This is a genomic window from Nocardia yunnanensis, assembly GCF_003626895.1.
Taxonomy (GTDB): domain Bacteria; phylum Actinomycetota; class Actinomycetes; order Mycobacteriales; family Mycobacteriaceae; genus Nocardia; species Nocardia yunnanensis.
This window is the reverse complement of record NZ_CP032568.1, coordinates 4,666,251-4,685,625: the sequence shown is the minus strand read 5'-3', so window position 1 is coordinate 4,685,625 and position 19,375 is coordinate 4,666,251. Positions and strand designations below refer to the sequence as shown.

Annotated in this window: 20 protein-coding genes; 8 read left to right on the top strand and 12 right to left on the bottom strand. The window is 69.3% G+C overall.

Annotation, left to right across the window (positions count from 1 at the left end; genetic code table 11):
• Positions 1-165 precede the first annotated feature (165 nt).
• From rplI to rpsF, 4 genes are all read right to left on the bottom strand, one after another.
• A complete protein-coding gene (rplI, locus tag D7D52_RS22025; protein WP_120739215.1) occupies positions 166-621 on the bottom strand; it encodes a 50S ribosomal protein L9 in 456 nt (151 codons plus the stop codon).
• Between the two features lie 17 nt (positions 622-638).
• On the bottom strand, positions 639-908 hold the full coding sequence (gene rpsR, locus D7D52_RS22020; RefSeq protein ID WP_120739213.1) for a 30S ribosomal protein S18: 270 nt from the start codon (positions 906-908) through the stop codon (positions 639-641).
• 83 nt (positions 909-991) lie between these two features.
• Positions 992-1,549: a single-stranded DNA-binding protein gene (locus tag D7D52_RS22015; protein ID WP_120739211.1), complete on the bottom strand. Its 558-nt coding sequence runs from the start codon at positions 1,547-1,549 to the stop codon at positions 992-994.
• Between the two features lie 137 nt (positions 1,550-1,686).
• On the bottom strand, positions 1,687-1,977 hold the full coding sequence (gene rpsF, locus D7D52_RS22010; protein ID WP_120739209.1) for a 30S ribosomal protein S6: 291 nt from the start codon (positions 1,975-1,977) through the stop codon (positions 1,687-1,689).
• A 153-nt stretch (positions 1,978-2,130) separates the two neighbouring features.
• On the opposite strand from rpsF, the gene D7D52_RS22005 reads away from it, so the two are divergent.
• Positions 2,131-3,543 carry a glycosyltransferase family 87 protein gene (locus tag D7D52_RS22005; RefSeq protein ID WP_187703022.1) on the top strand — a complete coding sequence of 471 codons (1,413 nt, stop codon included), beginning with the start codon at positions 2,131-2,133 and terminating at the stop codon, positions 3,541-3,543.
• On the opposite strand, the gene D7D52_RS22000 is transcribed toward D7D52_RS22005, so the two are convergent.
• Complete coding sequence (locus D7D52_RS22000; RefSeq protein ID WP_120739207.1) at positions 3,445-4,005, bottom strand: CGNR zinc finger domain-containing protein; 561 nt, start codon at positions 4,003-4,005, stop codon at positions 3,445-3,447. The genes D7D52_RS22005 and D7D52_RS22000 overlap by 99 nt on opposite strands.
• Positions 4,006-4,091: 86 nt before the next feature.
• Here D7D52_RS22000 and D7D52_RS21995 point away from each other — a divergent pair, with 86 nt between their 5' ends.
• Positions 4,092-5,075: a DMT family transporter gene (locus D7D52_RS21995; RefSeq protein WP_162958465.1), complete on the top strand. Its 984-nt coding sequence runs from the start codon at positions 4,092-4,094 to the stop codon at positions 5,073-5,075.
• A gap of 98 nt (positions 5,076-5,173) precedes the next feature.
• Complete coding sequence (locus D7D52_RS21990) at positions 5,174-6,136, top strand: DUF389 domain-containing protein (RefSeq protein WP_120739205.1); 963 nt, start codon at positions 5,174-5,176, stop codon at positions 6,134-6,136.
• Between the two features lie 3 nt (positions 6,137-6,139).
• Here D7D52_RS21990 and D7D52_RS21985 read toward each other — a convergent pair whose 3' ends face one another.
• Both D7D52_RS21985 and D7D52_RS21980 read right to left on the bottom strand, forming a co-directional pair.
• Positions 6,140-7,252, bottom strand: a complete 1,113-nt coding sequence (locus D7D52_RS21985; RefSeq protein WP_120739203.1) for a DUF475 domain-containing protein — start codon at positions 7,250-7,252, stop codon at positions 6,140-6,142.
• Positions 7,253-7,353: 101 nt separating this feature from the next.
• Complete coding sequence (locus D7D52_RS21980) at positions 7,354-7,929, bottom strand: TerD family protein (RefSeq protein ID WP_120739201.1); 576 nt, start codon at positions 7,927-7,929, stop codon at positions 7,354-7,356.
• 227 nt (positions 7,930-8,156) lie between these two features.
• Here D7D52_RS21980 and D7D52_RS21975 point away from each other — a divergent pair, with 227 nt between their 5' ends.
• From D7D52_RS21975 to D7D52_RS21960, 4 genes are all read left to right on the top strand, one after another.
• The gene (locus tag D7D52_RS21975) at positions 8,157-9,362 is read left to right on the top strand and encodes a hypothetical protein (protein ID WP_120739199.1); all 1,206 of its coding nucleotides are present in this window, start codon (positions 8,157-8,159) and stop codon (positions 9,360-9,362) included.
• 94 nt (positions 9,363-9,456) lie between these two features.
• Complete coding sequence (locus D7D52_RS21970) at positions 9,457-10,614, top strand: HpcH/HpaI aldolase/citrate lyase family protein (RefSeq protein WP_246024041.1); 1,158 nt, start codon at positions 9,457-9,459, stop codon at positions 10,612-10,614.
• Positions 10,611-13,145, top strand: a complete 2,535-nt coding sequence (locus D7D52_RS21965) for a phosphoribosyltransferase (RefSeq protein ID WP_246023216.1) — start codon at positions 10,611-10,613, stop codon at positions 13,143-13,145. Before D7D52_RS21970 ends, D7D52_RS21965 begins: the two co-directional genes overlap by 4 nt.
• Before the next feature lie 3 nt (positions 13,146-13,148).
• Positions 13,149-13,985, top strand: a complete 837-nt coding sequence (locus tag D7D52_RS21960) for an HAD family hydrolase (protein ID WP_120739196.1) — start codon at positions 13,149-13,151, stop codon at positions 13,983-13,985.
• On the opposite strand, the gene D7D52_RS21955 is transcribed toward D7D52_RS21960, so the two are convergent.
• The 5 genes from D7D52_RS21955 to D7D52_RS21935 all read right to left on the bottom strand — a co-directional run bounded on the left by D7D52_RS21955 (position 13,961) and on the right by D7D52_RS21935 (position 17,915).
• Complete coding sequence (locus tag D7D52_RS21955) at positions 13,961-14,716, bottom strand: isocitrate lyase/PEP mutase family protein (protein ID WP_120739194.1); 756 nt, start codon at positions 14,714-14,716, stop codon at positions 13,961-13,963. The genes D7D52_RS21960 and D7D52_RS21955 overlap by 25 nt on opposite strands.
• 25 nt (positions 14,717-14,741) lie before the next feature.
• Entirely contained in the window at positions 14,742-15,467 is a 726-nt protein-coding gene (gene dhaM, locus D7D52_RS21950) for a dihydroxyacetone kinase phosphoryl donor subunit DhaM (RefSeq protein ID WP_120739192.1), read from the bottom strand.
• On the bottom strand, positions 15,464-16,081 hold the full coding sequence (gene dhaL / locus D7D52_RS21945) for a dihydroxyacetone kinase subunit DhaL (RefSeq protein ID WP_120744352.1): 618 nt from the start codon (positions 16,079-16,081) through the stop codon (positions 15,464-15,466). Before dhaL ends, dhaM begins: the two co-directional genes overlap by 4 nt.
• On the bottom strand, positions 16,081-17,082 hold the full coding sequence (dhaK, locus tag D7D52_RS21940; RefSeq protein WP_120739190.1) for a dihydroxyacetone kinase subunit DhaK: 1,002 nt from the start codon (positions 17,080-17,082) through the stop codon (positions 16,081-16,083). The genes dhaL and dhaK overlap by 1 nt, the downstream gene beginning before the upstream one ends.
• Before the next feature lie 101 nt (positions 17,083-17,183).
• Positions 17,184-17,915, bottom strand: coding sequence for a hypothetical protein (locus D7D52_RS21935; RefSeq protein ID WP_120739188.1), 732 nt, complete (start codon positions 17,913-17,915; stop codon positions 17,184-17,186).
• Positions 17,916-18,023: 108 nt separating this feature from the next.
• Here D7D52_RS21935 and D7D52_RS21930 point away from each other — a divergent pair, with 108 nt between their 5' ends.
• Entirely contained in the window at positions 18,024-19,367 is a 1,344-nt protein-coding gene (locus D7D52_RS21930; RefSeq protein WP_120739186.1) for a TerD family protein, read from the top strand.
• The last annotated feature ends 8 nt before the right edge of the window (positions 19,368-19,375 follow it).

Here is a 19,375-nt window from a genome sequence, read left to right as displayed (position 1 = left end):
ACGAAAACGGTTGGTATGCACAGCAATCCACAACCCGGGCAAACGCTGCGGGTCATTCGGTCCGACGCCTCGCCACGAGGTCATAGCCACACCCTCAGCCACTACTCGGCAAACAAAGAAAATCGGAGGCCGCCCCACGGGTGAGGCGGCCTCCGACGAACCGAATTACTCGGCGGCGTTGACCTGCAGGTCGACCTTGGCGATCACATCCGGGTGCAGATGCACCACGACACCGTGCTTACCGGTGCTCTTGATGTGCGCCTTCGGCAGCTCGATGCTGCGCTTGTCGACGACCGGGCCACCGGCGGCCTTGATGGCCGAGGCGACATCGGCGGCGGTGACCGAACCGAAGAGCTTGCCGGTGCCCGCGGTCTTGACCGCGAGGGACACGCCGGACAGACCCTCGAGGGCCTGCTTCAGCTCGTTGGCGTGGTCCAGGTCGCGCACGCGACGGGCGTCCTGCGCCCGGCGAATGCCCTCGACCTGCTTCTGCGCGCCCCGGGTGGCCACGATGGCCAGACCGCGCGGGAGCAGGAAGTTGCGGCCGTAGCCGTCCTTGACCTCCACGGTGTCGCCGGGCGCACCGAGGTTGTCGACATCAGCGGTGAGGATGAGCTTCATGGCTGTGCCTTCCCTTCTCAGCGAGCGGTGGACACGTAAGGCAGCAGAGCGACCTCACGCGAGTTCTTCACGGCGACAGCGATATCGCGCTGGTGCTGGACGCAGTTGCCGGTCACCCGGCGGGCGCGGATCTTGCCACGATCGGACACGTACTTGCGCAGCAGCGCGGTGTCCTTGTAGTCGATCTTGGCGCCGGCCGTGTTGTTCTTCTTGCCGGCCTTGTCTTCCTTGCAGAAGGTGCAGGCCTTCTTCTTGAGCACCTTTTCGCGTGCCGGTGCTTTGGGCATGGTCTTTCAACTCCAAAATTCTGGGAATCGGCCGTCGGGGCGATTCCGGGGAAAGCCGTTCCGGCGGTGCCGGTTTGGTCCGTCTAGAACGGCGGTTCGTCGTCCATGGGCCCGCCCCCGAAGGAGCCGGCCGCGGGGGCGCTGCCCCACGGGTCGTCGCCGGCGCTCTGGCCGCCACGACCCCCACCACTGCCACCACCGGAAAAGCCGCCGCCGCCTTGCTGGCCGCCGCCGCCCTGTCCGCCACCGCCGAAGCCGCCGCCACCACCGCCACGGGTGGTCTTGTTGACCTTCGCGGTCGCGTACCGCAGGGAGGGACCCACCTCGTCGACCTCGAGCTCGACCACCGTGCGCTTCTCACCCTCGCGGGTTTCGTAGGAGCGCTGCTTGAGCCGGCCGCTCACGATCACTCGCGAGCCGCGGGTCAGGCTCTCGGCGACATTCTCCGCAGCTTCACGCCAGATGTTGCAGCGCAGAAAAAGCGCTTCGCCGTCTTTCCATTCATTGGTATTACGGTCGAACACACGGGGAGTCGACGCGACGGTGAAGTTCGCGACGGCCGCTCCCGCGGGCGTGAATCGAAGCTCGGGGTCAGCCGTCAGATTGCCGATGACGGTGATGACCGTGTCGCCTTGGGCCATGGTTCCTCCTGCTGTTCCGGTGCAGTCCGCATTGCGCTCGCCCGTGCCGGCCCCCAAGAGGGCCCAGTGCACGGTTTGCCAGTCAGCCTAGAGACAGGGACCGACGGATTACGAGCGACGTTGCGGGAGGACTGGACTTACTTCTTGTCGGTACGCAGCACCTTGGTGCGCAGCACCGACTCGTTCAGACCCAGCTGGCGATCGAGTTCGCTCACGGTCGCGGGCTCGGCGGTCAGGGTGACGACCGCGTAGATGCCCTCGGCCTGCTTGTTGATCTCGTAGGCGAGACGACGGCGACCCCAGATGTCGACGTTGTCGACCTTGCCGCCCTCGGCACCGATGACACCGAGCATGGTGTTCAGATTCGGGCCGACGGTGCGCTCGTCCTGGCTCGGATCGAGAATGACCATCACTTCATAATGACGCACGGACCTCATCACCTCCTGTGGACTGTGAACGGCCCACGGACTGTCCGTGGGCAGGAGGGTTCGTTGCGTCAGCAACCCGACAAGGCTACATGAGGCGCGGCGGCGGTCCGACGGGGGTATCGGCACGCCGGAAGGCGGCCTAGGGTGGGGCGCATGTCGAACCGACCCGTCGTCAGCGAAACGGTTTCCCGCCGTCGCGATTCGGGTCGCACGATCGCTGTCTTCTCGACGGTCGTGTGCGCCATCACCGTGGTGATCGGTTATCTGAACAAGGCGCGGTGCGCGGGCGGGACGTTCGAGGCGTCCGGGCGCAGCGTGCTCTTCGACGTGATCAAGGATTCGAACGTCTGTTATTCCGACATTCAGTACCTGTGGCTGGGCCGCGGTATCGACGAGCACGTTTTCCCGTATCTGACCGGCGGCATCACCCCGGACGGCCAGCTCACCGGCGGCGCGGTCGAATACCCGGTGCTGAGCGGCCTGCTCATGTGGATCGGCGGCATCGGAGCGCACAACGACGCGCAGTTCCTGCTGCATTCGGCGTTGCTGCTGGCCCCGTTCGCCTTGCTGACGGCGTATCTGCTGGCGCGCATGGCCGGGCGCGCGGCGCTGCTGTGGTCGGCCGGCCCGCCGCTGGTGCTCTACGCCTTCCACAATTGGGAACTGCCGGTGGTGGCCACCGCGGTCGCGGCGTTCTATGTGATGACCGTGCTGACCAAATACTCGCTGCGCGATCGCGCGATCGCGGCGGCGGTTTTCCTGGCGATCGGCTTCTGCTTCAAGCTCTATCCCGGAATCTTCGTGCTGCCGTTGCTGATCCATGTGCTGCTCGGCGAGAACCCTTTGCGCGAAAAGCGATTCGATGTGCGCGGCGCGCTCATGGTGGCCGCGACCGCGATCGGCACGGTGGTCGCGATCAATTTGCCGTTCGCGCTGGCCGGTTATGACGGCTGGCGGGCGTCGATCACCTTCCAGCAGATGCGGCAGGCCGATATCACCACCAATTCCCTCTGGTATTGGGGTCTGCGCCCGTTGTTCGCGAACAGCTATGCCGGTGAGGTCGCGTTCCAGGACACGGTGTCGGTGGCCTCGCCGGTGCTGGTGGTGGCGTCGTTCGTGCTGGCCTGCTGGCTGGGCTGGCGGCATTACCGGTTGGCGGGCGTGTACCCGTGGATCGGGGTCAGCGGCGCGATGCTGTGTGGATTCCTGGAATTCCACAAGGTGCACTCCCCGCAGTACACGCTGTGGCTGATCCCGTTCCTGGTGCTGCTCGAGGTGCCGTGGAGCCTGGTGGTCACCTATCTGATGGCCGACGCCTGCCTCGGCATCGGCGTCTTCCGCTACTTCTATGCCCTCGGTCAGGGTCGCGGCGCGGCCTTGGAGCAGAACCTGGTGCAGGTCGGCGTCTGGGGCAAAGCGGTGCTGCTGGTGGCGTTCTTCTTCCTGTTCGTCACCGCGCGGCCGCGGTCAATGGGTGTGCTCGGCGCCGCGGGCGCGGAAAGCCTTGCTCTTGGCCCGGTTTCCGCAGACCGCCATATCGCACCACCGGCGCGAACCGCCGCGTGAGGTGTCCAGGTAGAGGCGGGTGCAGGCGTCTCGCCCGCACTCCTTGAGGCGGGCGCGATCGGGGCCGCCGAGCAGTTCGATGGCCGAGACCGCGATGGCCGCCAGCGCGGAATCGATTGTCCCGCTGCGTCGCACACTGCCGTCGGGGCGCAGGCTCAGTTCGGGCGCGGTGTCGCGGGCGTGCCGGTTGAGCAGCCTGCGGTCGGCGTCGGCGCAGGGTTCGCCGTGCAGGACGGCCAGCATCACCCGCCAGGCGGCTTCGCGCAGGCGTAGGGCGCGCTCGAGTGCGCCGGTGGGGTCGGGCGCGGTGTCGAGGATCCCGGCGGCGACCACCCATTCCCCGAGTTCGGCGTCGCCGCCGAGCAATTCGATGAAGGTGGTGCGCCGTTCCTGCGCCGTGCCGATGAAGTTCAGCGCGAGGTTGCCGCTGACGAACAGGTGGGGGTCGGCGAAGTCGGACATGCTCTGATCGTAACCCCCTTGACAGGTTACGCAACCAGGTGCCAGGGTAGTAACCACTTGAAGGGGTTACGAACAACGGAGGAATCATGAACAACCGGCTTCTCGAGGTGGCGGGCCCACCGGCGCTGATGTTCATGTGGAGCAGCGCTTTCATCGCGGGCATCATCGGCGTCGGCGCGGCCCCGACCATGCTGGTGTTGTTCTCGCGCTTCGCCATCGCCGGTGCGCTGCTGATCGTCTACGCCGTGGCGACCAAGGCCGTCTGGCCGCGGGGCCGGGTGCTGGCCCACACCGTGGTGGCGGGCCTGCTCATGCAGTTCGTGCAGTTCGGCGGCTTCTACTCCGCCATGCACCAGCACGTCACCGCCTCGGTCATCTCGCTGGTGCAGGGCCTGAGCCCGCTGGTGATCGCCCTGTTCGCCAGTGGCCTGGGCGAATCCGTGAGCCGGCGGCAGTGGCTGGGCTTCGGGGTGGGCGGCATCGGCGTAGGTATGGCGGTGGTCGACCAGTCCGCGTTCTCGCTGTCGGGCCTGCTGTTCAGCGTGGTCGGCCTGCTCGGTCTGAGCCTGGGCACCGTCTACCAGAAGCGCTTCACCCCCGGCGTCGACCCGCGCACCGGCACCGCCCTGCACATCGCCGTCAGCGCGCCCTTCGCCGGGGCGATGGCCTTGGCGGCCGGTGATTTCCACATCGCCGACCCGGCGCGGTTCGCGGGTTCCATGGTGTGGATGGTGCTGGTCAATTCCATGGGCGCGTTCCTGCTGCTCAACACCATGCTGCAGCGCTGGGGCACCACCCGGGTCAGCCGTTTCTTCTTCGCCATCCCGGCCATCACCGCCCTCATGGCGTGGCTGGTCATCGATCAGCCGCTGCACCCGCTGACCATGGCGGGCCTGGGCGTCGGCGTGATCGGCATGGTGCTGGCGTCCCGCCGCGCCACCCCGGCCGCGCCCGCCGACACCGAAACCGCCCCGGCCGCAACGGAATCGGTCGCAACCGAACCCGCCGCAACCGAAACGGTCGCCGCGCCACGCACATACACGCTGCGGCGGCACGCCCTCCACGCCTGAGCATCCCCCCACGGCCGGGGTGTCATGGACATGAATCCATGACACCCCGGCCGTGCCGCGTCTCCCGGACCGAACGTCCCGCACGGCACACTGTGCCCATGCTGCACCTGCGGATCCTCGCCCCCGCCGCCATGACCGACGACATCCTCGACCTCCTCGAATCCGACGACGCGGTCACCGGCCTGGTCGCCATTCGCGGTGCGGCGCTGCGCCCGCCGGGCGACCTCATCACCGCGCAGATCGCCCGCGAGGCCGCCAACCCGCTGGTGCAGACGCTGCGCGAGATGCGAGTGCATCAGCAGGGCAGCATCGAGATCGAACAGGTCGGAACCTGGCTGTCGCGCAGCGGTTTCGACGCCGAGGTCCGCACCCCGGGCAGCAGCACCGACGCGGTGGTGTGGGCGGAGGTGGCCCAGCGCGCCTACGACGAATCCGAGCTGAACTGGACCTATCTGAGCTTTCTGACCCTGGCCACCGTCATCGCGAGCATCGCCATCGTCACCGACTCGCAGATCCTGACCGTCGGCGCGATGGTGCTCGGCCCCGAGTTCGGTCCCATCGCCGCGCTGGGCGTATCGCTGGTCCGCCGGCGCTACATGCTGCTGCGACTGGCGTTGCGCACCTTGGTGATCGGATTCCTGGTGGCCATCGGCCTGACCATCGTGCTGGCCTTGATCGGCCGGCTGCTGGGCTGGATCACCATTGCCCAGGTGACCGGTCCGCGCCCGGCGACGCATTTCATCTACACGCCCGACAAGTGGTCGTTCATCGTCGCGGTGATCGCCGGCGGGGCAGGGGTATTGGCCATCACGTCGGCGAAATCGCTGGGGCTGGCCGGGGTGTTCATCTCGGTGACCACGGTGCCCGCGGCCGGCAATATCGCGCTCGGCGTGGCCGTCGCAGACGGGGCGACGGTGTGGGGGAGTGTGGCCCAGCTGCTGGTGAACATCGCCGGCATGGCGCTCGCGGGCTGGGCCACCCTGCAGATTCAGCAGACGCTGTGGTCGCGGGTGTCGCTGCGGCGGTCACGGCATCTGACCGTGCCCCGCCGCATGCTCTGACCCTCAGCTCAGGCTGCCGGACTTCTCCAGATCCACTTCGTCGTCGTTCTCCTCGCCCGCCTCGCGGCGGTTGCGGATGACGCTGGTGATGAACGCCGCGCCGATGAACGCCACGCCGACCAGACCGCTGATCACCTCGTTCACATGCACGCCGATGGTGATGAGCAGGATGACCGCCAGCGCGCCGATGGCCCAGAACGCGCCGTGCTCGAGGTACACGTACTCCGACAGCGTGCCCTTGCGCACCAGGTACACCGTGATCGACCGGACGAACATGGCGCCGATCAGGCCCAGGCCCAGGGCGATCAGGATCGGGTCGGAGGTGATGGCGAACGCGCCGATGACACCGTCGAAGGAGAACGAGGCGTCGAGCACCTCCAGGTACAGGAACAGGAAGAACGCCGCCTTGCCGGTCGCCTTCACGATGCCCGAGGGTCCGGCCGCGGCCCCCTCGGCGTGCTCCTCGGCATTGAACATCGATCCGAGTCCGTCGACGAGGATGTAGGTCATCACGCCGAGGATGCCGGCCAGCAGCACGGTGCCGCGATCATCGTCGGCGGCAATGAATTCGGCCGCGATCACGATGCCGGCCAGGGTGAGCACCACCGCGAGCATGTCGAGCTTGCCCAGCTTGGCCAGCGGCCGCTCGATCCAGCCCAGCCAGGTGACCTCGTGCTCCTCGAGGATGAAGTTGAAGAACAGCAGCAGCAGGAACGCGCCGCCGAAGGCCGCGATCTGCGGATGCGCGTCGGTGAGCAGCTTCTCGTAGGAGGCGCTGCCGTCGGGGAAGGTGAGCGCGCCGTCGGCGGGCGGGTTCATGGCCAGGTCGAAGGCGCGAACCGGGTTGAGCCCGGCCGTGATCCACACGATGGCCAGCGGAAACACCAGGCGCATACCGAAAACGGCGATGATCACGCCGATGGTCAGGAAGATGCGCTGCCAGAAATCGCTCATCCGCTGCAGGATGCTGGCGTTGATGACCGCGTTGTCGAACGACAGCGACACCTCGAGCACACCCAGGATGGCGCACAGCAGCAGCGCGGTGGGCCCGCCGTAGATCAACGCCGCGAGCAGCGCCAAGACGGAGACGACGATGGAGAGTCCGAATATTCGCACCGCAGTGGGCCTTTCGTTGAGGCGGATCGGTGGGTGGCGGTCGGACACACGAAGAGGGCCCGTGCGACCGAGCCCTCTCGCGGTGTCGCTGGGATGACGTCCTAGACGTTGACGCCGAAGTCACGGGCGATGCCCGCCAGGCCCGACGCGTAGCCCTGTCCGATAGCGCGGAACTTCCACTCACTATTGTTGCGGTAGAGCTCGCCGAACACCATGGCGGTTTCGGTGGAGGCGTCCTCGGTCAGGTCGTAACGGGCCAGCTCGTTGCCGTTGGCGCGGTCCACGACGCGGATGTAGGCATTGCGGACCTGGCCGAAGCTCTGGCCGCGCGAGTCGGCGTCGTAGATCGAGACCGGGAAGAAGATGGACTCGATGGCCGGCGGGGTGTTGGCCAGGTCGATATTGATGACCTCGTCGTCGCCCTCGCCCTCACCGGTGAGGTTGTCGCCGGTGTGCACGATGGTGCCCTCGGGGGACTGCAGGTTGTTGAAGAACACGAAGTGCTTGTCGGACAACGCCTTCTTCTCCGCGCCGGTCGCGATGGCGCTGGCGTCGAGGTCGAAGTCGGTACCCGTGGTGGTCCGGACGTCCCAGCCGAGGCCGACGGCCACCTGGGTCAGGTTCGGAGCCTGCTTGGTCAGTGAAACGTTGCCGCCCTTGGACAAGCTGACACCCATAGCGGGGATCCTTCCGTTGTAAAGCGTGTGAGAACCGTTTCTTGCATAACGGCGTGTCTTCTATGTCGGTTCCGTCGAGATCAAACAGTAATGGTTTCCCCAAGAACTGGATAGGACGAGTCCAATCCGGCTGGGTGGAACCCACTGTCCTACGTCAGGTTTGCACGATCCGCGGGCCCTGTCGCCCGTACGGCTCGGTTCGCTCCCGATCGATCTACGATCGGTGCGTGGCAGGCCGTCGACGCGGATGGTTCCGGACATCCGGGACAGCTCGGAACAACGAATGGGTGCAGCAGGCCCGGCAGGTGCTGACGACCGCCTTCCTGGATATGGACCGGCGGCAGAGCATTGCCGAGGCCGCCGTCGTCGCGTCCGCGGCGCTGTTCCCCGAACGCGGCATGGCCGCGCGCTGGGAAGCGGTGCGCGCCCGCTGCTACGGCGCCTCGGGCGCGTACCTGGCCCTCAACGATCGGCTCGACCAGGCCGAACGCGACGGCACCGCGATCGCGCAGCCCGAGATCGACGGCGTCGTGCGGGGCCTGTCGGAGGCCGCGCGCGGCGTCGACGACTTCTACCGCGGCAATCAGGCCCACCTCGAACACGCTGTCGCCGTGTACGGCTCGGTGCCGCAGCTCGCCGGCCAGGTGCGCGCGCAGGCGCAGGCGCAGCGGGCCGCGGCCGCCGCCTCGCCCTTCGCCGACTACCCGTCGGTGCGGCAATGCGCGGCCGCGCTGGATGAGGGACTCGTCACACTCGACGCCGCCGTCGTGGCCGACCCCCGGGCCACCCGGGAGGCCGCGACCCGGCTCGAGACCCTCACCCGCGAACTGTCCAGCGCCCTGGAAGCCGCACCCGGCAAACAGCATTCGGCCACCACGGCCATCGCCTCCGCGGCCACCCGGCTCGAGGCCGCCCGCAACCGGCTGGAGCGGGTGGCGCCCGCGCTGTCGGCCCTGCTGCGCGAATTCGCGGCTGCGTCCTCGAACGATTTGGCCAACAATGAGCGACAAGCCCGGGAGGCCGTCGCGGCCGCCGACGCGGACCTGACCCGCGCCCGGGCCGCCCTGGCCAATTCCGACCCGGAGGACGCGCTCGATCTGACTTCCACCGCCCGTGCCCACCTCGCCACCGCCGAGGAGCGCGCCGACGCCGTCACCGCACGGCTGGCCCTGCTGCGGCAGGTGCGCGAGCAGCCCACCGAACGCGCCAAGGCCGTCCGCTTCAAGCTGCGCGACGCCCAGATGCTGGCCGTGAACAAGGGCGTGGTCCCGCAATGGGGTTCGGTGCTCGACGCCCAGTCCGACCGGCTGGACCGCGCGGCCGCCGCCCTGACCGGCCGCCACCCCGACTACTGGGCCTACGTGTCCGAACTCGACGCCATCTCCGCGTTCGTCGCCGGAGTGGTGGACCGTATGCGAAATACCGACAGATAGACCGAAAGTCAGCAGGAGGACGGCCACACCGATGACCGCGACGATCACCAGCGATCCGGATGTCGCCCCCGTCTCCCTGCGGAAGAGCTTCCCGCTGCGGCATTTCCGGCAGGTGCCGGGACCGGAACTGCGGCGGCTGTTCCACCGCCTGCCCGAACCCTTCGGCGGCTCCCGCGACCGGGACCTGCTGGCCATGGCGCTGGGCGCCACCCTCTACGTGCCCGCCACCCGGCCCGATCTCACCGCCACCATCGTGCGCCGGGCCGAACGCGGCGTGTGCTCGATGGTCATCGACCTCGAGGACGCGGTCGCCGACCACGACGTGGCGGCCGGGAAACGGCAGACCGTGCGAACCCTCGACGAACTCGCCGACAGTGGGGAACCGCATCCGCTGCTGTTCGTGCGGGTGCGTGATCCGCACAGCATCGGCGAGCTCGCCGACCGGCTCGGGTCCGGCGCGGTCGCGCTCACCGGATTCGTGCTGCCCAAGTTCGACGCCGCCCGCGCGAGCGACTACCTCGACGCCGTGGCGGCCGCGTCACAACGGCTGGGGCGCACCATGTTCGGCATGCCGGTGCTGGAATCGCCGGCACTGGTCCATCGGGAGACCCGCGATCGGGAACTGCGCCGGATCGGGGAAGTGCTTGCCGCGCACCGCGATCGGGTGCTCGCGGTGCGCATCGGGGCCACGGACATGTGCTCCACCTTCGGTATTCGCCGCGACCGGGAGCTGACCATCTACGACGTGCGGGTGGTCGCCGACGTCATCGCCGACATCGTCAACTATCTGGGTCGCGCCGACGGCAGCGGATTCACCATCACCGGGCCGGTGTGGGAGTACTTCGCCGACCACGACCGCATGTTCCGGCCGCAGCTGCGCACCTCGCCGTTCGCCGAGATCGATGCCGTGCCGTTCCGGCAGTCGCTGGTCAGCCGGGATCTGGACGGGCTGCTACGGGAGATCACCCTGGACCGGGCCAACGGCATTCAGGGCAAGACCGTCATCCACCCGACCCATGTGGCGGTGGTGCACGCGCTGTCGGTGGTGACCCACGAGGAATACGCCGACGCGCTCGACATCCTGCGGGCCGACGCGGGGGGAGTGGCGGCGTCGGAGTACCGCAACAAGATGAACGAGATGCGCCCGCACCGCAGTTGGGCGCGTCATATTGTGCTGCGCGCCAAGGTGTTCGGCGTCGCCAACCAAGGAGTCTCCTTCGTGGACCTGCTCAAGGCCCTGGTCGAATCGTGACCGCCGACCCCGACCTATTCGACGCCCCGCCGACCGGGGCCGATCTGCCCTGGGCCACCCGCGCACTCGGCCTCACCCTCCACCACGCCGAATCGGCCGTGCCCGAAGGTGATTGGCGCATCGGCGATCTGATCGAGCCCGGCCTGCGTCGCAATCCCCGTCGCGCTCACCTGCTGGTCTCCACCGTGCTCGGCAAACACCTCCCCACCGACCCGTACCGGGTGCTGGACGCGGGAAATCGACTGGGAGACCTGGTCGCCGAGGCTCTCACCAGGGCGAAGCGGAGCGCGGGCGACGCCGGACACGGTGTGGCGCAGCCGGGTTCGGAGGCGGTTGTACTGGGTTTCGCCGAGACCGCGACCGGGCTCGGCCACACGGTAGCCGCTCGCATCCGGGCGCGTTGCTACCTGCATTCCACCCGCCGCGACGTCGCCGCCGCCGACACCCTCGCCGGTTTCGAGGAGGGCCACTCGCACGCCACCTCCCACCTGCTGCAACCCATGCCGGCCGCGATCTTCGACAACGACGTCCCGATGGTTCTGGTCGACGATGAGATATCCACCGGCGCCACCGCATTGGACGCCATCCGCGCCCTGCACACCTCTTCGCCGCGCCGCCACTACGTGCTCGCCTCCCTGGTGGACATGCGCACCGAGAGCGACCGCCGCGCCTTCGAGTCGGCCGCGGCCGAACTGGGTGCGCGCATCGACACGGTGTGCCTGGCCAGCGGGAGCACCGAGCTGCCCGCGGATCTGGTCGATGCCGTCGCGGCGCTGCCCGACCCCGTTCTCAACCCCACCGCGGAGCGGCGCGGCGACTGCGTCCGCGTGGAACTCCCGTGGCCCCACGATGTTCCGGACGGCGGCCGCCACGGCTTCCTGGATTCGGACGCCCTGCCGTTCGAGGCCGCCGTGCGGGATGCGGTGACCGCGCTGCTGCCGGACCTCGAGTCGATTCGCGCAGCCGGCGGGCCGCCGCGACCGGTCATCGTGATCGCGCACGAGGAGCTGATGTATCTGCCGCTGCGCATTGCGGCGGCCCTGGCCGACAACGGTATTCCCACCCGCTACCAGACGACGACCCGCTCACCCGCGTACGTCCTGGACGAACCCGGGTATCCGCTGCGGCGTGGATTCCGTTTCACCGCACCGGAACCCGATGCGGAAGCACCCAGATTCCTGTACAACGCGTGCTGGCCCGACCGTTCGGCCGACCCGGTGGATCCGGTTCTGCTGGTCATCGTCGACAGTCCGGCCGATACCGAAACCCTCACGGCGGCAGGCGGGCTCGTCGACGTACTCACCGCGCCGGGCTCGGACGTGCTGCTGGCGGTCGTCCCGTGCGCCGATCCCCGCGCCCTGGCCGCGACCCGCACGTCCAGCACAGCAAGGGATTCCGGCCCAGGCCGGTTCGGGCAGGCGCTGCCCGAACCTCTGTACGGGCCGGAGTTCGGGTCGTACGCGCGCGACGAGGTCGCGTGGTTGTTGACCGACCTGTCGGGGGTCGCGCTGGAAGCCGATGTGGCGGAGCGGGAGCGGCGGATTCAGGCCGGGGTGGCGCATTACGCGGAGTCGCTGCCGGTGGAATACCAGCCCGACGCCGCCTACCGGGAACTGTTCGACACGGTGCTGGCCGAGAGCGCCGAGCGGCTCGCGCTGGCGGTGGCCACGGTGGCCGAGCTGGTGGTCGCCGAGCGGGGGAGCGAGGTGGTGCTGGTTTCGCTGGCGCGCGCGGGGACCCCGGTGGGCGTGCTCATGCGGCGGTGGCTGCGCACGCGTGGGATCGACGCCCCGCATTACGCGGTGTCGATCGTGCGAGATCGCGGTATCGACGCGGCGGCGCTGGATTACCTTGCGCGCCATCACGATCCGAAGACGGTGGTGTTCGTGGACGGGTGGACCGGCAAGGGGGCCATCACCAGGGAGCTGGCCGACGCGCTGGCGGAATACGAGAAGGCGGGCGGGGCGCGGTTCGATCCGGAGCTGGCGGTGCTGGCCGATCCGGGCGGCTGTGTGCGCACCTACGGGACCCGGGACGATTTCCTCATCGCCTCGGCGTGCCTGAATTCCACGGTGTCGGGGCTGGTTTCACGCACGGTGCTCAACGACCGGCTGATCGCACCGGGCCAGTTCCACGGGGCCAAGTTCTACCGGGAACTGGCGGGTCAGGATGTCTCGGGGCGGCTGCTGGACGCCGTGAGCGACTGCTTCGATCGGGTCCGGCCGCGAGTCGGCGCGCAGGTGCGCGCACTGCTGGCGGCGGATCGGACACCCACCTGGGCGGGCTGGGCGTCGGTCGAGCGGGTGCGCGCCCACTACGGCATCTCCAGCGTCAATTTCGTGAAACCCGGTGTGGGAGAGACGACCCGGGTGCTGCTGCGGCGCGTGCCCTGGCGGGTGCTGGTGCGCGTGGCCGACGCGCCCGAACACGCCCACATCCGGTTGCTGGCCGCGGCGCGCGGCGTCCCGGTCGAGGTGGTGCCGGATTTGGCCTATGCCTGTATGGGGTTGATCAAGGATATGAAGGGGTAGCTGGTGCGCGGGGTGATGGTGGCGACGGATCTGGACCGGACCGTGATCTATACGCGGACGGCCTTCGGGCATCCGAATCCGCGGACGGTGTGCGTGGAACACTATGACGGGCAACCGCTCTCGTACATGACGGCCGGTGCGGCGCAGCGGTTGAGCGCGCTTGCGGAAACGGCGGCGGTGGTCCCGGTGACCACCCGCACCATCGCACAGTTCCAGCGGGTGCGGCTGCCCGGTCAACCGTTCCCGTACGCGATCACCAGCAATGGCGGCACCATCCTGCGCAACGGCCTGCCCGACCGGCGCTGGCGTTCGGCCCTCGAGGCCCGGGTGCGCGCCGAATGCGCCGGACTGGTCGAGGTGCGCGCGCAATTGCGTGCGCGCGTGGACGAATCGTTCGCGCTGAAGCTGCGCGAGGCCGACGACCTGTTCTGCTATCTCGTCGTCGACCAGGACCGCCTGCCCGCGAACTTCCTGGCCGACCTGGACGCCTGGTGCCGCCCGCGCGGCTGGTCGGCCTCCCAGCAGGGCCGCAAGATCTATGCCATGCCGCTGCCGGTGTGCAAGAGCCGTGCGGTGCTGGAAGTCCGCCGGCGGCTGGTGGACTCGGGCGATCTACACCCCGACGCCGTGCTGGCCGCCGCGGGCGACGGCGCGCTCGACGCCGAGATGCTGCGCGTCGCCGACATCGCCATCCGCCCCCGCCATGGCGAACTGGAACAGCGGAACTGGACCCATCCGGGCGTGGCGGTCACGAGATCGACCGGCATCCACGCTGCGGAGGAGATCCTCGACTACTTCCTGACCGTGCGCGCCGGTCAGCGCCAGCCGGCCAGCAGCTGATTGGCCTGCTCGGTCAGCGCGGCCTGGAAGAACGGGCCGAAACTGACTCGCGCGACACCGAGTTCGGCGAAGTAGGCCGGCGAGCTCTGGCCGGGCAGGCCGATGGCATTGACCGGCAGCGGCAGCTCCGCGGTCAGTGTGCGCTGCACCTCCGGTTCGTGGCGGCCCACCGGGTACAGCACGCTCGCGCCCGCCTGCGCCGCCAGCTTCATCCGGGTGAGCGTGCTCTCCAGCCGCTCCTGCGCGGTGCCGGTGTCGGGACGCAGGAACACGTCGGTGCGCGCGTTGATCACCACCGGGACCCCGGCCGCGTCGGCGGCCGACCGCAACTCGGCGACCAGGTCGGCGTGCTCCTGCGGGGACCGCAGCCGGCCGCCCTCGCTGTGCACCGAATCCTCGATATTGAACCCGATCGCACCGGCCTCGAGCAGGCCCTCGATGATCCGCGACGGCTTCTCGGCATACCCGGACTCCAGGTCCACCGATACCGGGATGTCCACGGTCGCGGTGATTTCCCGGACCCGGACCAGCACCTCCGCGAAGGTCATGCCCTCCTTGTCGGCCTTGCCCATGGAGTCGGCCAGCGGGTGGCTGCCGATGGTGAGGCCGCGGAAACCGGCCTCCGCCACCAGTTTCGCGGACCAGGCGTCCCACACCGTGGGCAGGATCACCGGATTGCCGGGCTGATGCAGATCGAGGAAGGCGGTCGCTTTGTCGGCAAGGCTGGTCATGGCGTCGATCCTACGGCCGGGCGGCTCACTCGCCCCGGGTCGCGGCGCGGACGGCGGCCACCGCGCGCCCGGCATCGGGGCCGCTGGCGGTCACTTCCAGCCGCTGGCCGCGCAGCACGCCGAGGGTCAGCAAACGGGTGAGGCTGTCGGCGGGGACGGGTCCGGCGCCGGTGGTGGCGTTGCGCAGGGTGACCGTCGCGGTCAGATCGCGCAGGGCCGCAACCAATTCGGCGGCCGGCCGCGCGTGCAGGCCGTGTTCGCCGGTCACCTCGACGACCTCGGTGGTCGAATCATCGCTGGGGACAACGCCTGTGGATGATTGTGGATAGTTCTCACGCGCGGGCTCGGCGGCAGCGCCGAGCTGAGTTCGTTTGGCCGCCAATGCCTGCTCGGCTTCCCGGGCGACACTGTCGAGATCCGCGCCGCCGCCCGCCATCGCCAGGGCCGACAGCAAGCCCTCCACCAGCGGCGCCGCCGAAAGGCGCACTCGCACCGGGGAATCCAGCAGATCCAGCGCCGTCTCGGCGGACAGCAGCGCACTGCCGAGATCCATCAGCACCAGCACGCCGTCACCGCTGTCGGCCGCGGCGATGGCGTCGGCCACCGCGACCGCGTCCGTGCCGAACTCACCGTCGTGCAGACCCGCCGCTATCCGCACATCGACGCCCTGATCCGGCAGCAGTCCCGCCGCCAGCGCCACCGCCGCCTCCGCCAGCGCCCGGCTGTGCGACACCACCACCAGGCCGATCATCGCAGGGCCGATCGGGCCGCGCGGACCAGCAGCGCGGCACTGGTCGCGCCCGGATCCTGGTGTCCGGCACTGCGTTCGCCCAAATACGACGCGCGGCCCTTGCGCGCCACCAGCGGCGTGGTGGCGTCGCGCCCGGCGTCCGCGGCCGCCGCCGCGGCCGCGAGCGCCGCCGCGGCGTCCGCGCCACCGGCCACCGCCTTGTCGAGGGCCGCCGCGGCCGGTCCCAGCGCATCGACCATGGTCTTGTCGCCCGGCTCGGCTTTGCCCCGGGCGATCACACCCTCCAGCCCGGCACGGAACGCCCGCGCGAAATCGCCGATGTCCGAACCGCTGTCGATCGCCGCGGCGAAGCGCAGGAAGAAGGTCCCGAACAACGGACCGCTGGCGCCGCCGATGGTGCGGATCAACACCATCGCGGTCCGCTTGGCCGTCTCGGCCGCGGTCGCCGGAGCCGAATCGTCCAGTGCGGCAACGGCGGCCGCCATGCCGCGCCGCATATTGGCGCCGTGGTCGGCGTCGCCGATGGCGGCATCCAGGGCGGTCAGCTCCTCGGCGTGCTCGTCCACCAGCGCCGCGAAATCCCGCACCCATTCGGTCGTGTCCACCGTCGCCATCAGATGCCCCAGCGCAGCGCCGGGGTCCGCACCGGCGCGTCCCACAGTGCCGTGAGCTCGTCGTCCAGCCGGGTCAGCGTCACCGAGCAGCCCGCCATGTCCAATGCGGTGATGTACGGGCCGACCAGCGAGCGGGCGATCTCGATGCGGTGCCCGCGCAGAATGCGCGCCACCTCGTCGAACATCAGATACAGCTCCAGCAGCGGCGTCGCGCCCATGCCGTTGACGAAACACAGCACCCGATCCCCCTGGGCGAAGGGCAGATCCGCGAGAATCGGATCCAGCAGCAGCTCCGCGATATCGCGGGCCGGGGCGACCGGGACGCGCTGCCGGCCCGGCTCCCCGTGGATGCCGATGCCGATCTCCATCTCGTCGTCGCCGAGCTCGAAGGTCGGATGCCCGACCGCCGGGACCGTGCACGAGGTCAGCGCCATGCCCATGCTGCGCGAACGGTCGTTCACCGCCTCGGCGATGCGCGCCACCTCCGCCAGCGGGCGGCCCGACTCGGCGGCCGCGCCGGCCATCTTCTCCAGGATCACCGTCGCGCCCACCCCGCGCCGCCCGGCCGTGTAGAGGCTGTCCCGCACCGCCACATCGTCGTTCACCACGATCGCGTGCACCTCGGTGCCGGTCTCGGCGGCGGCCAGCTCGGCCGCCATCTCGAAATTCATGACATCGCCGGTGTAGTTCTTCACGATGTGCAGCACGCCCGCCCCGGCGTCCACCGCGGCCGTGGCGGCCTGGATCTGGTCGGGCACCGGCGAAGTGAAGATCTCGCCCGGGCAGGCCGCGTCCAGCATGCCGAGCCCGACGAAGCCGCCGTGCAGCGGTTCGTGCCCGGAACCGCCGCCGGAGACCAGGCCCACCTTGCCCCGCACCGGCGCGTCGCCGCGCACCACGATGCGCCGCTTCGCATCCACCCGCAGCTCCGGATGGGCCGCAGCCAGCCCCGCCAGCGCGGAGTCCACCACCTCGGCCGGATCGTTGATCAGCTTCTTCACCGAATGCTCCCCTCGGAAGGCCGGATCGGGTCCCTGCGAGCCAGACTCGCACCGCGGCGGCGGTATCGGTGCGATTTCCACCTATTCGGCGGCCGCCGCCGCTAGCCGACGCGTTCCTCGAGGGTGCGGGCCAGTTCGATATCGGTCACCAACTGCACCATCAGATCTCGCAGTTCGCAGTCGGGCAGATGCTCGGCGGCGAACTCGAACGGCTCGGACACATCCAGTCCGCCCTGCGTCGCCGCCAGGATCACCCACGGAATTCCAACGTCGCCCACGCCCAGCCGCTCCCGGATGAGGTCGGTGGTGTCGTCCATCAGCGCCGCGCGCGCGGCCACCGCGGCCGTCATCTGCTCGTCCAGCTCGACCCGGCGCAGTTCCAGCAGTCCCGCATCGGCCCCGGCCTCCTGTGCGGGCGTGGTGCGCACCGAGCCGTCCTCGTAGACCTGATAGCCCTCGTTCACGCAGATGGTGCCCAGCTTCACCTCGGCCTCGGCCAACTCGGGCAGGGTACGCAGGCAGTCCAGCACCGCGTCCAGCGCGGCCACCAGCCGGTCGCGAATATCGCGGCGGCGCACCAGCTCCCGGTCGGCGTCCTCGCGCTCGGACAGCACCTGTTCGACCGCGCGGCCGATCTGGAAGGCCATGGCCGTGGACTCGGGCGCCCAGCCGCCGTGCGGGACGAACTCGCCTTCCTTGGGAGTAATGGTGTCCAGGAACGCGTTCACCGCATCGAGCAGGTCCCGCAGCTGGTCGCGGGACACGGCCGGATGCCGGAACGCGCGCAGGTACTGCTCGTGCGCCTCCCCGGAATCGACCTCACCGTCGCTCACTCCGCCGATACTGCCACGCCTCGCCACGGTCGTTAACCATGGCCACGACCCGTGTCGTCGAGTTCTCGTAGAGTGGCAGCCACAGCAACGACAAGCGAAGGGTCGATCTTGTCCGCAGTTTTGGTGAAGGGCCAGAACGGTCCCCTGAATGTCCATGATCTGGTGATCAGCGTGCAGGTGTCCGCGCCCGCGGACCTGTCCGCACTGCTGGTCACCGCGGCCGGCACCGTTCGCAGCGACGCCGATTTCATCTTCTTCAACCAGCCCAGCGGTCCCGGTGTCACGCTGCGGCCGGGCGCGGCCGGGCAGCCCGCGGTGCTAGCGGTGACCCTGGCCGCCATTCCGGCCGAGATCGAGCAGTTGCGGGCCGTCATCACCCTCGACGACGCCACCTCCAGCTTCGGGCGGCTGTCCCCGCCGGTCGCCCAGATCAGCGATGCCGGCGGAAACGTGTTGTACGAGTACCGGATCGAGGGGCTCAGCACCGAATCCATCGTCATCGCACTGGAGTTGTACCGCCGCCAGGGCGACTGGAAGGTCCGCGCCGTCGGCCAGGGCTACGCGGGCGGTTTCGCCGCACTCGTCACCGACCACGGCGTCAAGGTGGACGACGCCCCGCAACCGACGCCGGCCCCGCAGCAGGCCCCCGCCCCGCAGCAGTTCGCGCCCGCCCCGGAACCGTTCGCGCCCACCGGTTATCCGCCGCCCGCCGAGAACTTCGCGCCCACCGGCGGATACCCGCCGCCGCCTCCGCCGCCCGGCCAGTATCCGCCGCCGCCCGAATACGGCCAGCAGCCCGGTAATTTCCCGCCGCCGCCGGGCTATGGGCAGCAGGCTGCGCCGGTGCAGGCCGACCGCGATCTGCCCAACGGGCAGGTGGTCAGCCTGGTCAAGGGGCAGCGCATCAACCTGCGCAAGGAGGGCGGCAACGCCCTCGGCTACGTGACGATGGGTCTGGGCTGGGATCCGGTCAAGCGCGGCGGCATGTTCGGCAACAAGTCCGTGGACGTGGACCTGGACGCGTCGGTGGTGCTGTTCGCCGGGAACAAGCCCGTCGACGTCGTCTACTACGGCAGCCTCAGCTCCAAGGACGGTTCCATCCGGCACCTGGGCGACAACCTGACCGGTGAGGGCGAGGGCGACGACGAGGTGATCACCGTCGACCTGACCCGCGTCGCGGATTCGGTCACCACCCTGCTGTTCATCGTGACCTCGTACAAGGGCCACACCTTCGAGCAGATCGCCAACGCCTTCTGCCGATTGGTCGACGGCGCCGCCAACACGGAACTGGCGCGCTACACCCTCGCGGGCGGTATGCCGTTCACCGCGATGGCGATGGCGAAGGTGTATCGGCCCGGGCCGGGCGCGGATTGGAAGATGGAGGCGATCGGCGAGGGCTTCCAGGCCAAGCATCCGGGCGAGGCTGTCCCGCAGCTCGCCCGCTTCGTCTGAGGCGCCGT